This window comes from Streptomyces sp. NPDC031379 (assembly GCF_055569615.1).
Map to the genome: position 1 here is coordinate 1 of NZ_JBVIIT010000054.1, position 12,854 is coordinate 12,854.

Consider the following 12,854-nt stretch of genomic DNA (forward strand, 5'->3'; position numbering starts at 1 on the left):
CCTCTCGGGCTTTCCTCCGGGCTTCCCTTCGGTGTTTCCGACTCTATCAGATCTTTTCTCGATCCGATTTCCTCGGTGCTTTCCAGGTTCCCGCTTTCGCGGTTTCCTTTCCGGCGGTTCCGACTTTATCAGAAGTTCTTGGCCGGTCTGACCAGCCACTCAATTCTGAATATTCGGGAGGATGCTTCTTCTGAATGTCGTTGTGACTTCTCGGAAGCGATGTAGAGTCTAGCGGCCGCCTCCGAACTTGTCCAGTTCCGGGCAACTGTTTGAATCTACCTCCCCGCGCCTTCCGTGTCAACGGTTCTTGCGGGGCGAAGAGGAGACTAGCAGCTCACAGGGGGTGGATGCACATCACGCGGCGGTGGGGACGGTGGCGCTGCGCTCCCCCGCCTCGAGATCGCCCGTCTCGCCTTCGCGTGCCGCGCGGCCGCCGAGGACGTAGACGTACGTAAGGAATGCCAGCTCGGCCGCGATTCCGATGGCGATGCGGGCCCAGGTCGGCAGGCCGGACGGGGTGACGAAGCCTTCGACCGCGCCGGAGACGAACAGGACCAGGGCGAGTCCGATGGCCATGGCGATCGCCGAACGTCCCTCTTCCGCGAGAGCCGTGCGCCTGGTGCGCGGCCCGGGGTCGATCAGCGTCCAGCCCAGGCGCAGGCCCGTGCCGGCGGCGACGAAGACCGCGGTCAGCTCGAGCAGGCCGTGCGGCAGGATCAGGCCGAGGAAGGTGTCGAGGCGGCCGGCCGAGGACATGAGGCCGAAGCCGACTCCGAGGTTGAGCATGTTCTCGAAGAGGATGAAGAGGACCGGCAGCCCCAGGAAGACGCCCAGGACCAGGCACATCGCGGCTGCCTGGGCGTTGTTCGTCCACACCTGGGCGGCGAAGGAGGTCGCCGGGTGGCTGGAGTAGTAGGTCTCGTACTCGCCGCCCGGGCGGGTCATCTCACGCAGCTGGCTGGGGGCCGCGATGGACGACTGCACGTCCGGATGGGTGCCGATCCACCAGCCCAGGAGGATCGCGACGGCCGTGGAGACGAGCGCGGTGGGTACCCACCAGTGACGTGCGCGGTAGACGGCGGCCGGGAAGCCCCGGCCCAGGAAGCGCGTGACGTCACGCCACGAGGCACGGCGGGGTCCGGTGACGGCACTGCGCGCGCGTGCGACGAGTTGGCTGAGCCGCCCGGTCAGCTGCGGGTCCGGAGCGCTGGACTGGATGAGGGAGAGGTGGGTGGCGGTGCGCTGGTAGAGGGCGACGAGTTCGTCGGCTTCGGCTCCGTCGAGACGCCGCCGGCGACGGAGCAGGGCGTCGAGGCGGTCCCATTCGGCACGGTGTACGGAGACGAAGACGTCCAGGTCCATCGGGTCTGCCTGCTCCTCGGCCGGTCGCCGGCTGCTGGTGGTGGATGCTCGTGCGTGCTGTCAGCTTGTCGTACTGCGGCGCGATGCGCCCACAGCTTGGCAGACTTGCGGATCACGGGGCGGACCAGGGAAGGGCGGCGGGCGTGAGTGAGCTGGTGACGGGCGAGGCGGTGGCGCTCGAGCTACGGCCCGCGAAGCTGCCGAGCAGGGCGCTGGCGGTACTGCTCGACCTGGTGGCCGCCATGGTCGTGTACATCCTCGTGACCGTGGTGCTGGTGGCGACGACGTCCTCTCTGGACGAGGCCGCGCAGATGGCGTTGTCGATCGCGACGTTTCTGCTGGTGCTGGTCGGCGGGCCCATAGCGGTGGAGACGCTCGGTCATGGGCGTTCGCTGGGGAAGCTGGCGCTCGGGCTGCGCGTGGTGCGGGACGACGGCGGGCCGATCCGGTTCCGGCACGCGCTGGTGCGGGGCGCGATCGGTGTCGTCGAGATCCTGATGACGTTCGGGGTGGTGGCCTGCATCGCCTCGTTGGTGTCGGCACGCGGGCGGCGGCTCGGGGACGTGTTCGCGGGCACCCTGGTCGTGCGCGAGCGGATACCCGCCGGACGGACCGGTTTCGTTCCGCCTCCGCCCCCCTGGCTCGCGGGCCGGTTCACCGGGCTGGATCTGTCGGCGGTTCCGGACGGGCTGTGGCTCGCCGTCCGGCAGTACCTGACCCGGATGCAGCAGCTCGAACCGCAGGTTTCCCTCGGTATGGCGCAGCGGCTCGCGGACGATCTCGCGGCGCGGACGGGGGTTCCGGTGCCGCAGGGGATTCCGCCGGCCGCTTTCCTGGCGGCCGTGGTGCACGAGCGGCAGTCCCGGGAGGCCCGGCAGGCGTTCGGCTCCCCTTCCTTCGCCCCGCCCGTGACGCAGCCCGGTCCGCCGAGCGGTTACCCGCCTTCGGCGGGGGCATGGCCACAGAGTCCGGTTCAGTCCGCTCAGGCTCAGGGCTGGGCACAGCAGCCCCAACAGGCGTCACAGCCTCAGGCGGCCCCACCGGTCGAGGCTCCCCTCGCTCCATCGGCGTCCCCGTCGGCGGTACCGGCTCATGACCAGCCGCCCGCCGATCGACCGGCCACCGGGTTCGCACCGCCGGCGTAGGTCCCGGTGCTCCTCGTGGGCGCGGCGTCCGAGTTCGCGTGCGCGGGGTTCAGTCGAACCGCGACGGCGGCGACTGAAGGTCTTCCAGCTCGATCCCGGGCGCGGCCAGGACGACGTCGCCGGCGATGTGGACGGAGTGCCGTTCGCCGGTGTCCAGGGCCGTGACCTGGTATTCGTCCACGGTCAGCGGGCCGTTGTCAGTGGCGTGTGCTTCGCTGTTCAGCAAGGTCCAGGACTGGTCCACGGTGCGGGGGGCGAGGACCGGGTCCGTGAAGGCCACCAGGCGTACGCGGGTCGCGGCTGCGGAGGGGGTGAGGCGCAGAAGACGGGCGGTGGCGACGAGGAACGCGGGGGACGTGCCGGTGAAGGCGTGGGCGCGCACATTGCCTTCGGTGGCATGGGTGCCGGTGGGGTCCGTACGGACCCAGGTCACGCCGTCGAGGGCGGCGCCGCGCACCTGCCAGCCTCCCGCGTGGAGTTCCAGGCGGATGGGGCGGCCGAGGTCGTCCAGGGCGAGGTCGACCGAGCCGGCGTGATCGCCGTCCGGAGTCGTGAGCTGGGAGACGTAGCGCCAGCCGGACGGGCCGGGGGCGCACTGGAAGTGCTCTTCCGCGAGGGGGGTGTGATCGTGCGGGTCGTGGAGCGAATAGCGGCCGCGGGGCATGAGGGTCCTGGGTCGTGACGGGCTGATCGGGCCGCAGCGGCCAAAGGGGCAGGCCCCCGGCACGGGGGTGCGGGGGCCTGCCTCTGAGGTACTACTGCCGCTGGGGAGCGCGTCGGCGTACCGACGCGCTCGCCACGGGCTGCACCGGACCGCTCAGTAGCGGTAGTGGTCCGGCTTGAACGGGCCGTCGACCTCGACACCGATGTACGAGGCCTGCTCCGGGCGCAGCGTGGTGAGCTTGACGCCGAGGGCGTCCAGGTGGAGGCGGGCGACCTTCTCGTCGAGGTGCTTGGGCAGCACGTAGACGCCGATCGGGTACTCGTCGGGCTTGGTGAACAGCTCGATCTGGGCCAGGGTCTGGTCCGCGAAGGAATTGGACATCACGAACGACGGGTGGCCGGTGGCGTTGCCCAGGTTCAGCAGGCGGCCCTCGGACAGCACGATGATGACCTTGCCGTCGGGGAACTTCCAGGTGTGGACCTGGGGCTTGACCTCGTCCTTGACGATGCCGGGGATCTTGGCGAGGCCGGCCATGTCGATCTCGTTGTCGAAGTGACCGATGTTGCCGACGATCGCCTGGTGCTTCATCTTCTCCATGTCCGACGCAAGGATGATGTCCTTGTTGCCGGTGGTGGTGATGAAGATGTCGGCGGTCTCGACGACCTCGTCCAGGGTGGTGACCTGGTAGCCGTCCATCGCCGCCTGCAGGGCGCAGATCGGGTCGATCTCGGTGATGATCACGCGGGCGCCCTGGCCGCGCAGGGACTCGGCGCAGCCCTTGCCCACGTCGCCGTAGCCGCACACGACGGCGGTCTTGCCGCCGATCAGGACGTCGGTGGCGCGGTTGATGCCGTCGACCAGGGAGTGACGGCAGCCGTACTTGTTGTCGAACTTCGACTTGGTGACCGCGTCGTTGACGTTGATCGCCGGGAAGAGGAGGGAGCCGTCGCGCTGCATCTCGTACAGGCGGTGGACACCGGTGGTGGTCTCCTCGGTGACGCCGCGGATCTCGGACGCCAGCTGGGTCCACTTCTGCGAGCCGTCCGTGATGGTGCGGTGCAGGAGTTCGAGGATGACGCGGTGCTCGTCGGACTCGGCGGTGTCGACGGAGGGGACCTTGCCGTCCTTCTCGTACTCGACGCCCTTGTGGACCAGGAGCGTGGCGTCGCCGCCGTCGTCCAGGATCATGTTCGGGCCGCCGGTGGGGCTGTCAGGCCAGGTCAGCGCCTGCTCGGTGCACCACCAGTACTCCTCCAGGGTCTCGCCCTTCCAGGCGAAGACCGGGATGCCCTGCGGGTTGTCGGGCGTGCCGTTCGGGCCGACGGCGATGGCGGCGGCCGCGTGGTCCTGGGTGGAGAAGATGTTGCAGGAGGCCCAGCGGACCTGAGCGCCCAGGGCGGCCAGGGTCTCGATGAGGACGGCGGTCTGCACCGTCATGTGCAGGGAGCCGGTGACGCGGGCGCCGGCCAGCGGCTGCGTCTCGGCGTACTCCCGGCGGATCGCCATCAGGCCGGGCATCTCGTGCTCGGCGAGGGTGATCTCCTTGCGGCCGAACTCGGCCAGCGAGAGGTCGGCGACCTTGAAGTCCTGTCGGTTGTCGACAGTCGTCATTGCGAGCTGCTCCTCGGGGTCGGAGGCGAGGTGGGTACGGCTGGTCTGCGCGGCGGCGGGCACAGCTGTGCCCGAGACAGGTGTGCCCGAGAAGAGGACACAGACATGCCCACGTACGCGCAGCGCAGTCCGTCGGAGGCCCTCTCTCCCTCGGACGGTTCCGTCACGGGACCGCCCGACCGCCATCAGCAGCGACGTCTGGCTCCGTCCCAAGCTACACCGGAGGACCCCGTCGACCCCAGTCCGCCTTGGCATGGCTTGAGCCATACGTAAGGCGGCTTCGAGGTGGGGAGCGAGGGCGGGAGGGCCTGCCGGCGGTGGTGCGGGAACCGTGGAGCCGGGCCGGGTTCGCGGTCGACGGACCGGCGTGAACTGGGATTTTTCACCTTCAGGCCGGCGCCGGTTTCGTCTCGGCCGCCTGGGACCCCCACACGGTGGCTGGGGGGAGCGGCCGCTATTCTCCGCGCCGCGGACGGGCCGCGTGGGAGGACGAACATGGCAGGCAGAGGGCGGGGACTGGGAATCGGGGCGCTCGTGGTGGGGGTGCTGGGGCTGGTGCTGGCGATCGGCGCCTTCACCTATATGCGGGCGGCGTACGGAAGCTCCACCCTGGGGGGCGGCAGCATGGCGCCGACGTACGCGGAGGGTGACCGGATCTTCTGGGAGCGCGTCGACGGGAGCGAGGTGCGGCGCGGTGACGTCGTGATGTTCAGGGCGCCGGAGTCCTACGGAGTCGACGCGCTTTTGGCGAAGCGGGTCATCGGCGTGGGCGGGGACCGGGTGGCGTGCTGCACGCTCGTGGGCGCGCAGGAGCGGGTGACCGTGAACGGCGAGCCGATCGAGGAACCGTACGTGTACGGCGGTGACGGCGACGGCGCGCACCAGCCGTACGACGTGAAGGTCCCGGCGGGCCGGCTGTTCCTGCTGGGCGACTACCGCGCGAACTCCCAGGACTCGCGTTTCCACCTCGACGAGGAGGGCGGCACGGTGTCCGTGGACGCTGTGGAGGGCCGGGTGACGGACGACCGTACGCCCCCGGCGTTGCTCGCCACGGCGCTGCTTCTCGGGGGTGTCCTCGTCCTGATCGGCATCGGGCTCGGGATCGGGGCGGGGGTCGTACGGCGTCGGAGGGCGGCGCAGGTGCCGCCCTCCCCGTGGCCGGTGCGGCCGGTGTGACGACGACGTGCGGCCGGCCGGGACGGCGGTGGGGAAGAAGAACGGCCACGGGGCCCGCCGGATCGGCGGGCCCCGTGGCCGTGAGAGGACTCAGTGACCGGCGGCTTGCGGGTTCGGGCCGCCCGGGGTCGCCTCCGGGTCCGGGCCCTTGGCGGCCTCGGCCTCGCTGTATATGTCGGGCTCGAGGTAGATGACCCGGGCGATGGGGACGGCGGTGCGGATGCGGGCCTCGGCGGCGTTGATGGCGTTCGCGACCTCGGCGGCCGTGTCGTCGTGCTGTACGGCGATCTTGGCGGCGACCAGCAGTTCCTCGGGGCCGAGGTGCAGCGTGCGCATGTGGATGACGCCGGTGACCGTGTCGCCGTCGACGATCGCGTCCTCGATCTTCCTGACGTCCTCGATGCCGGCGGCCTCGCCGAGCAGCAGCGACTTGGTCTCGGCGGCCAGGACGAGGGCGATGAGGACGAGCAGGACACCGATGCAGACCGTGCCGATGCCGTCCCAGACGCCGTCGCCGGTGAGCAGGGCGAGACCGACGCCGAAGAGGGCGAGGACCAGACCGATGAGCGCGCCGAAGTCCTCCAGCAGGACGACGGGCAGTTCCGGCGCCTTGGCGCGGCGGATGAACTGCGACCAGGACAGCTTGCCGCGCAGCTCGTTCGACTCCTTGATGGCCGTGCGGAAGGAGAAGCCCTCGGCGACGATCGCGAAGACGAGGACGCCCACCGGCCAGTACCAGTGCTCGACCTCGTGCGGGTGGACGATCTTCTCGTAGCCCTCGTAGATGGCGAACATGCCGCCGACCGAGAAGAGGACGATCGAGACGAGGAAGGCGTAGATGTACCGCTCGCGGCCGTAGCCGAAGGGGTGCTGCGGAGTGGCCTCGCGCTGGGCCTTCTTGCCGCCGATCAGCAGCAGGAACTGGTTGCCGGAGTCGGCGAGCGAGTGGACGCCCTCGGCGAGCATCGAGGAGGAGCCGCTGAACGCGAACGCCACGAACTTCGATGCCGCGATCGCGAGGTTGGCGCCGAGTGCCGCCACGATCGCCCTGGTACCGCCTGACGCGCTCATGTTTCCGCGTTGTCCCTTCGCCTCTGGCGACAGTCGCCCTCGTACGTCCACGCCGTCCAGACGTGTACCCGGCTTTGCCCGGCCTTTGCCGGTGGGCCATTCTTGCAGCCCGGCCGGGCACCGGCTCGTCAGGTGTCCACGACCCCGGTCATACGATCACGGTGGCACGGAAGACGGTGCCCGCACCCGAGATCTCCGCCTTCTCGCCCGCGGGGACGAACACCGACCGGCCAGGGCTCAGTTCGTGTTCGCCCGCCCGGACGGAACCGGCCGTGCAGAGCAGGATCTGCGGGGTGTCACGGGTGATGTCGTGGGCGCTGCCGCCTTCGGACAGGACGTACCGGGAGAGCCGGAACTCCTCGATCGGCGTCTCGTAGACCTCCTCGCCGTCCGGAGACGCCTCGGGGCGCAGCACGCCGGGGTCGCTCGCCTCGAAGCGGACGATGCGCAGGAGTTCGGGGACGTCGACGTGCTTGGGCGTCAGACCGCAGCGCAGGACGTTGTCGGAGTTGGCCATGATCTCGACGCCGAGGCCGTTCAGGTAGGCGTGCGGGATGCCGGCGCCGAGGAACAGGGCCTCGCCGGGCTGCAGGCGGACGTGGTTGAGCAGCATGGCCGCGATGACGCCGGGGTCGCCCGGGTAGTGATGGGCGATGTCGGCGTAGGGGGCGTAGTCGCCGCCGAGGCGGGTGCAGGCGGCGGTGGCCTCGACCACCGTGTGGGCCATCTCCTCCGGGTCGGCGCTGAGGACGGCGGTGAGGACCTCGCGCAGGGCCGCGTCCTCGGGGTGGGCGTGCAGGAGGTCGACGTACGGCTTGAGGGAGTCGACGCCGAGCCCGTCGAGCAGGTCGGCGGCCCGGACCGGGTCGCGGAATCCGCACAGGCCGTCGAACTCGGTGAGGGCGCAGATCAGTTCGGGCTTGTGGTTGGCGTCCTTGTAGTTGCGGTGCGGTGCGTCGACCGGGACGCCGCGGCGCTCCTCGTCCGCGTAACCCTCCTTGGCCTGCTGCAGGTCGGGGTGCACCTGGAGGGAGAGGGGCGCGCCGGCGGCGAGGAGCTTGAGCAGGAACGGCAGGCGGGGGCCGAACCTCGCCACCGCGCGGGCGCCGAGTTCCCGCTCCGGGCCGGCCTCGATGACCTCGACGAGGGTTCCGCGCGGGGTGCGCGAAGGAGCGCCCGGGTGCGCGCCCATCCACATCTCCGCCTGGGGCTCGCCGGTCGGCTCGACGCCGAGCAGGTGCGGGATGGCGGTGGGGGAACCCCAGGCGTAGGGGCGGACGGTGTTGTCGAGGCGGTCCATGTGTCTTCTCTGTCTCCGTACGTACGCTGCTCGGCCGGTGGCGGGCCGGTACCGGTACGGCGACCGGTACCTGTTCCGGGCGTCGTCCCGGGCGCTGTGCCGATCGCGGGCGGCGGTCCCTGTGTCCGTCGCGGGCGCGGGTCGTCCGGCCCGGAGCCAGGTCAGGCCCTGGAAGCGAGCGCCAGGTAAACGGCGGCGAAATCCGTGACGGCGATCAGTTCCGCGAGGGTCTCCAGTTCGCCGCCCTCCTCCGGTTCGAGTTCGCTGATCGGGGTGTCGTGGCTGAGGGCCAGGTCACGGGCGGCGGGGGCGGCGGTGAGGCCGCCGATGGGGCGGTCGCGGAGCAGCACCACGCGCGCGTGCAGCGCGGGAGGCTCCTCCAGGCGGTCACGGAAGAAGTCGTCGGGGTCGGCGCTGGCGGCGAGCGGGCCGGCCAGCAGGGCGTTGTGCACGGCGAGCGCCTCGGGGAGTTCGGCGACGAGCGCGGGGCGGCCGGCGAGTTCGGCGAGGGCGGCGGCGAAGCGGCGGCCCGCCGGGCCGGCCGAGACGCCCTCCGTCCACACGACGGGAAGCGCGTCGGCGAGTTCCGTGGCCAGGGTCTTGGCCGGGTTGCTGTAGGTGGCGATGGCCGGGCCGCAGCGCTCCGCGACCTGGTCCAGGCGCTCGGCGATCTTCTCCAGAGCGTCCTGCTGGGCGCCGAGCAGGCCGATGCGGTCCAGCAGCGCCAGGAGCGGGGTCAGCAGGGCCCAGAAGACGCCCGGGGAGGACGCGGCGAGCGGTTCCTCCTGGTCGTACGGTGCCGTCGCCATCGGTACGAACAGGCCGTGCGCGCCGGCGACCGCCTCGGCGAGCGGGGTGCGGGGCGGTGCCACGGCGACGACCGAGCAGCCGCGCCGGTACGCCTGGTCGACGAGGAGGGAGAGGCTGGGTTCGCTGCCGTCCGGGGTGGCGATCAGGAGCAGGTCGACGGAGCCGGCCCAGCCCGGCAGCTCCCAGCGCAGGGCGCCTGCGGCCGGGGCGACGCCGGTGGGGGACAGCCGGACGACGGGGCTGCCGGCGCCGGCCAGCGTGCCGAGGAGGTCGGCGGTGTGGGTGGCGGCGGCGCCGGGGCCCGCGATCAGGACGGCGCGGGGGCGGCCGTCGGGCTTGAGGTCGCCGATGCCCGCCTCGGCGGCGTGCCGGGCGGCGGTGCGGACGCGGGCGCCGGCCTCCGCCGCGCCGCGCAGCAGGCCTCGGTGGTCGGCCTCGGCGAGGCCCTCCGGGGTGTCGAGCAGCGATTCGTCCAGCATGGGCAGCAGCCTCTTCCGGTCGCCGGGTCCTGGGCGGGGGTGGGCGCGAGGGGGGTGCCTCGTCGCTACGAGGTGGCGGGCCCCGTCACTCCGGGCGGCGGGCCTCGTCCACGAGCAGGACCGGGATGCCGTCGCGGACGGGGTAGGCGAGGCCGCAGTCCTGGCCCGTGCAGATCAGCTCGGTCTCCTGCTCCTTGAGGGGGGCGTGGCAGGCCGGGCAGGCGAGGATCTCCAGGAGGCCGGCTTCGAGCGGCATGAGGTGTCCCTTCGGAGGCGGGTACGGCTCTGTGGATGTGCTGGTCAGCGTACCGCCGACAGGGCCGCGCCGGAGGATTCGGCCGGCTTGCGGCGCCCCGAGGGGGCTCCGCCCACGGCCCTGGCACGCTGCTCACCCGCCGCCGGGACCGGACGGCCGGCGGGTGAGGCGGGCGGCTCGTCCGGTGGGGTAGGTGTCAGGCCCGGATGATGGCGAGGGCCTCGTCGCGGATCTTGGTCATCGTGGCCTCGTCCTTCGCCTCCGCGTTCAGGCGGAGCAGCGGCTCCGTGTTGGAGGGGCGGACGTTGAACCACCAGTCGGCGGCGGCGACCGTGAGGCCGTCGAGGTCGTCCAGGGTGACGTCGGTGCGGCCCGCGTAGGCGGCGCGGATCGCGGCGAGGCGGCCGGCCTGGTCGGCGACGGTGGAGTTGATCTCGCCGGAGCCCGTGTAGCGGTCGTACTGGGCGACGAGGGAGGAGAGGGGGCCCTCCTGGCCGCCGAGGGCCGCGAGCACGTGGAGGGCGGCCAGCATGCCCGTGTCGGCGTTCCAGAAGTCCTTGAAGTAGTAGTGGGCGGAGTGCTCACCGCCGAAGATCGCGCCGGTGCGGGCCATCTCGGCCTTGATGAAGGAGTGGCCGACGCGGGTGCGGGCCGGGGCGCCGCCGTTCTCCTTCACCACCTCCGGGACCGTGCGGGACGTGATCAGGTTGTGGATGACCGTGCCCTTGCCGCCGTTGCGGGCCAGTTCGCGCGCGGCGACCAGGGCGGTGATCGCGGACGGGGAGACCGGGTCGCCGTGCTCGTCCACGACGAAGCAGCGGTCCGCGTCGCCGTCGAAGGCGATGCCGAGGTCGGCGCCCTCCGCCGGAACCCGCTTCTGCAGGTCCACGAGGTTGGCCGGGTCGAGCGGGTTGGCCTCGTGGTTCGGGAAGGTGCCGTCCAGTTCGAAGTACATCGGGACGAGGGTCAGGGGCAGGCCGGCGAAGACCGTGGGGACCGTGTGGCCGCCCATGCCGTTGCCGGCGTCGACCACGACCTTCAGGGGGCGGACGGAGGTCAGGTCGACGAGGGAGCGCAGGTACGCCGCGTAGTCCTCCAACGTCTCGCGGGCGGTGAGGGTTCCCGGCTCGGCGACCGGCTCGGGAGCGCCCGACTCCAGCCACTCCTCTGCCAGTTCGCGGATCTGCGCGAGGCCGGTGTCCTGACCGACCGGGGCGGCGCCCGCGCGGCACAGCTTGATGCCGTTGTACTGGGCCGGGTTGTGGGAGGCGGTGAACATCGCGCCGGGCAGGTTCAGCGCGCCCGAGGCGTAGTACAGCTGGTCCGTGGAGCACAGGCCGATCTCGGTGACGTCCACGCCGCGGTTCGCCGCGCCGCGTGCGAAGGCGCGGGACAGGCCCGGGGACGAGGGCCGCATGTCGTGGCCGACGACGATCGCCGCCGCACCCGTCACCTCCGCGAAGGCGGCACCGAAGAGTCCGGCCAGTGTCTCGTCCCACTGGTCCGGGACCACTCCGCGCACGTCGTACGCCTTCACGATCTGCGACAGATCAGCAGTCACGGCCAACCCTCCTGAAAGTCCTATGGGTGCCCACAAACTACCCGCCGGGGCAGGGGCGAGGTGGCCGGACACCAGGTGGAGGCCCAGTGGACTCCGAGCCGTGACCGAGGGGTGCGACCGGGCGAGGGGGCGGCGTGGGGCCGCTCAGTTGTCCGGGGAGCGCAGGACCCGCAGGTGGCCGCGGCGGGCGACCTCCATGGGGTCCGCCGTACGGGGCCCGCCGCCGCCCGCCTCGGCCGCCCGCTCCTGCGGTCGGGCCGCCTCGCGCACGGCGTTGGCAAGCGCTTCCAGGTCGTCTCCACTGGGCCGCGCGGGAGCGGAACCGTCGAGGAGGCGGACGACTTCCCAGCCGCGGGGGGCGGTCAGCCGCTCGGAGTGCTCGGCGCACAGGTCGTAGCAGTGGGGTTCGGCGTAGGTGGCGAGCGGGCCGAGGACCGCGGTCGAGTCGGCGTAGACGTACGTCAGCGTCGCGACGGCGGGTCGGCCGCAGGCGGTGCGCGAACAGCGACGTACAGGGCTCACGACGTTGGACGGTACCGCACTCTTGAGCGGGCCGCGACGACTCTCCCCCAGGTCACTCCACCGTGTCGGTCTGTGAAACGCCCCACACGCCCCGCCTTGCAGACCGCGTTGACCTGCGTGTACGGGGTCTCGGCGGGGCCGGGGCCGCACCGCGTCCGGTCATCAGTCGGCACAAACACCGTCAATTGCCTTGAGTTCGGCGGTCTTGGAGGGTTACGGAAACGAGCCAGACCTTGGCCGGAATGGTCAACCTGCGACAGGGGGTGTGCCGGTGGCCGGTTGCCGCGTGGAGCCGGGCGGGCGGAGCGCACGGGGACTAGGCTTCACCAGTGATGGACAACCGTGTACCGCCCCGTGCCGCCGGCCCCGGACCCCGTCGTCGTGATCGCCACGGGCGGGGCATGCGCGGGCCGATCGCACCGCCTCAGGTGCCGCTGGCGGCCAGCCGTGCGGAGGTGTTCGCGGATCTGGTGCAGGACTCCGTGGAACGCCTCGAGCGGCGGTGGCCGCAGCTCGCGGACATCGACTTCCTCGTGCTGGAGGTGCCCCGGCTGGAGGGCCGGGGCGATCAGGCGGTCTGGGCGGACGACGCCGTGCCGCTCGGCGGGACCATCCCTGCGCATGACGGGCGGCGCGCGCGGGTGGTCGTGTACCGGCGGCCGGTGGAGATCCGGACCAAGGGGCGCGACGAGCGGGCCGCGCTGGTGCACGAGGTGGTCGTGGAGCAGGTGGCGGAGCTGCTGGGACTCACGCCGGAGACGGTGGATCCCCGGTACGGGGAGGATTAGGGCCGGCCGCTGTTGCCCGGGGGGGGGGGGGGGGGGGGGGGGGGGGGGGGGGGGGGGGGGGGGGGGGGGGGGGGGGGGGGGGGGGGGGGGGGGGGGGGGGGGGGGGGGG

13 protein-coding genes are annotated in these 12,854 nt (G+C 71.9%); 4 read left to right on the forward strand and 9 right to left on the reverse strand.

The window, feature by feature from the left end; translation table 11 throughout:
- Window positions 1-225, forward strand: a 225-nt coding sequence (locus ACZ5CW_RS40820; RefSeq protein WP_468610837.1) for a hypothetical protein, incomplete at its 5' end; no start/stop codon positions are given.
- A gap of 129 nt (window positions 226-354) precedes the next feature.
- On the opposite strand, the gene ACZ5CW_RS40825 is transcribed toward ACZ5CW_RS40820, so the two are convergent.
- The gene (locus ACZ5CW_RS40825; RefSeq protein WP_468610839.1) at window positions 355-1,362 is read right to left on the reverse strand and encodes a stage II sporulation protein M; all 1,008 of its coding nucleotides are present in this window, start codon (window positions 1,360-1,362) and stop codon (window positions 355-357) included.
- A 143-nt stretch (window positions 1,363-1,505) separates the two neighbouring features.
- On the opposite strand from ACZ5CW_RS40825, the gene ACZ5CW_RS40830 reads away from it, so the two are divergent.
- Window positions 1,506-2,507, forward strand: a complete 1,002-nt coding sequence (locus ACZ5CW_RS40830; RefSeq protein ID WP_468610841.1) for an RDD family protein — start codon at window positions 1,506-1,508, stop codon at window positions 2,505-2,507.
- A gap of 49 nt (window positions 2,508-2,556) precedes the next feature.
- Here the strand turns inward: ACZ5CW_RS40830 and ACZ5CW_RS40835 are convergent, their stop codons facing one another.
- Together ACZ5CW_RS40835 and ahcY are read right to left on the reverse strand one after the other, a co-directional pair.
- Window positions 2,557-3,171: a hypothetical protein gene (locus ACZ5CW_RS40835; RefSeq protein WP_468610843.1), complete on the reverse strand. Its 615-nt coding sequence runs from the start codon at window positions 3,169-3,171 to the stop codon at window positions 2,557-2,559.
- 153 nt (window positions 3,172-3,324) lie between these two features.
- On the reverse strand, window positions 3,325-4,782 hold the full coding sequence (gene ahcY, locus ACZ5CW_RS40840; protein ID WP_468610845.1) for an adenosylhomocysteinase: 1,458 nt from the start codon (window positions 4,780-4,782) through the stop codon (window positions 3,325-3,327).
- Between the two features lie 495 nt (window positions 4,783-5,277).
- Here ahcY and lepB point away from each other — a divergent pair, with 495 nt between their 5' ends.
- Window positions 5,278-5,958, forward strand: a complete 681-nt coding sequence (gene lepB / locus ACZ5CW_RS40845; protein ID WP_468610847.1) for a signal peptidase I — start codon at window positions 5,278-5,280, stop codon at window positions 5,956-5,958.
- 90 nt (window positions 5,959-6,048) lie between these two features.
- On the opposite strand, the gene ACZ5CW_RS40850 is transcribed toward lepB, so the two are convergent.
- The 6 genes from ACZ5CW_RS40850 to ACZ5CW_RS40875 form a co-directional block, all read right to left on the reverse strand.
- Window positions 6,049-7,029, reverse strand: a complete 981-nt coding sequence (locus ACZ5CW_RS40850) for a cation diffusion facilitator family transporter (RefSeq protein WP_468610849.1) — start codon at window positions 7,027-7,029, stop codon at window positions 6,049-6,051.
- Between the two features lie 148 nt (window positions 7,030-7,177).
- Window positions 7,178-8,329 carry a mannose-6-phosphate isomerase, class I gene (gene manA, locus ACZ5CW_RS40855; protein ID WP_468610851.1) on the reverse strand — a complete coding sequence of 384 codons (1,152 nt, stop codon included), beginning with the start codon at window positions 8,327-8,329 and terminating at the stop codon, window positions 7,178-7,180.
- A 161-nt stretch (window positions 8,330-8,490) separates the two neighbouring features.
- Window positions 8,491-9,618 carry an SIS domain-containing protein gene (locus ACZ5CW_RS40860; RefSeq protein ID WP_468610853.1) on the reverse strand — a complete coding sequence of 376 codons (1,128 nt, stop codon included), beginning with the start codon at window positions 9,616-9,618 and terminating at the stop codon, window positions 8,491-8,493.
- 85 nt (window positions 9,619-9,703) lie between these two features.
- Window positions 9,704-9,874 (reverse strand): Trm112 family protein, encoded by a 171-nt coding sequence (locus ACZ5CW_RS40865; protein WP_393742724.1) that lies wholly within the window; start codon window positions 9,872-9,874, stop codon window positions 9,704-9,706.
- Window positions 9,875-10,070: 196 nt separating this feature from the next.
- Entirely contained in the window at window positions 10,071-11,435 is a 1,365-nt protein-coding gene (locus ACZ5CW_RS40870; protein WP_468610855.1) for a phosphomannomutase/phosphoglucomutase, read from the reverse strand.
- A 144-nt stretch (window positions 11,436-11,579) separates the two neighbouring features.
- On the reverse strand, window positions 11,580-11,957 hold the full coding sequence (locus tag ACZ5CW_RS40875; RefSeq protein WP_468610857.1) for a DUF3499 domain-containing protein: 378 nt from the start codon (window positions 11,955-11,957) through the stop codon (window positions 11,580-11,582).
- Window positions 11,958-12,358: 401 nt separating this feature from the next.
- On the opposite strand from ACZ5CW_RS40875, the gene ACZ5CW_RS40880 reads away from it, so the two are divergent.
- A complete protein-coding gene (locus tag ACZ5CW_RS40880; protein ID WP_468610859.1) occupies window positions 12,359-12,745 on the forward strand; it encodes a metallopeptidase family protein in 387 nt (128 codons plus the stop codon).
- The last annotated feature ends 109 nt before the right edge of the window (window positions 12,746-12,854 follow it).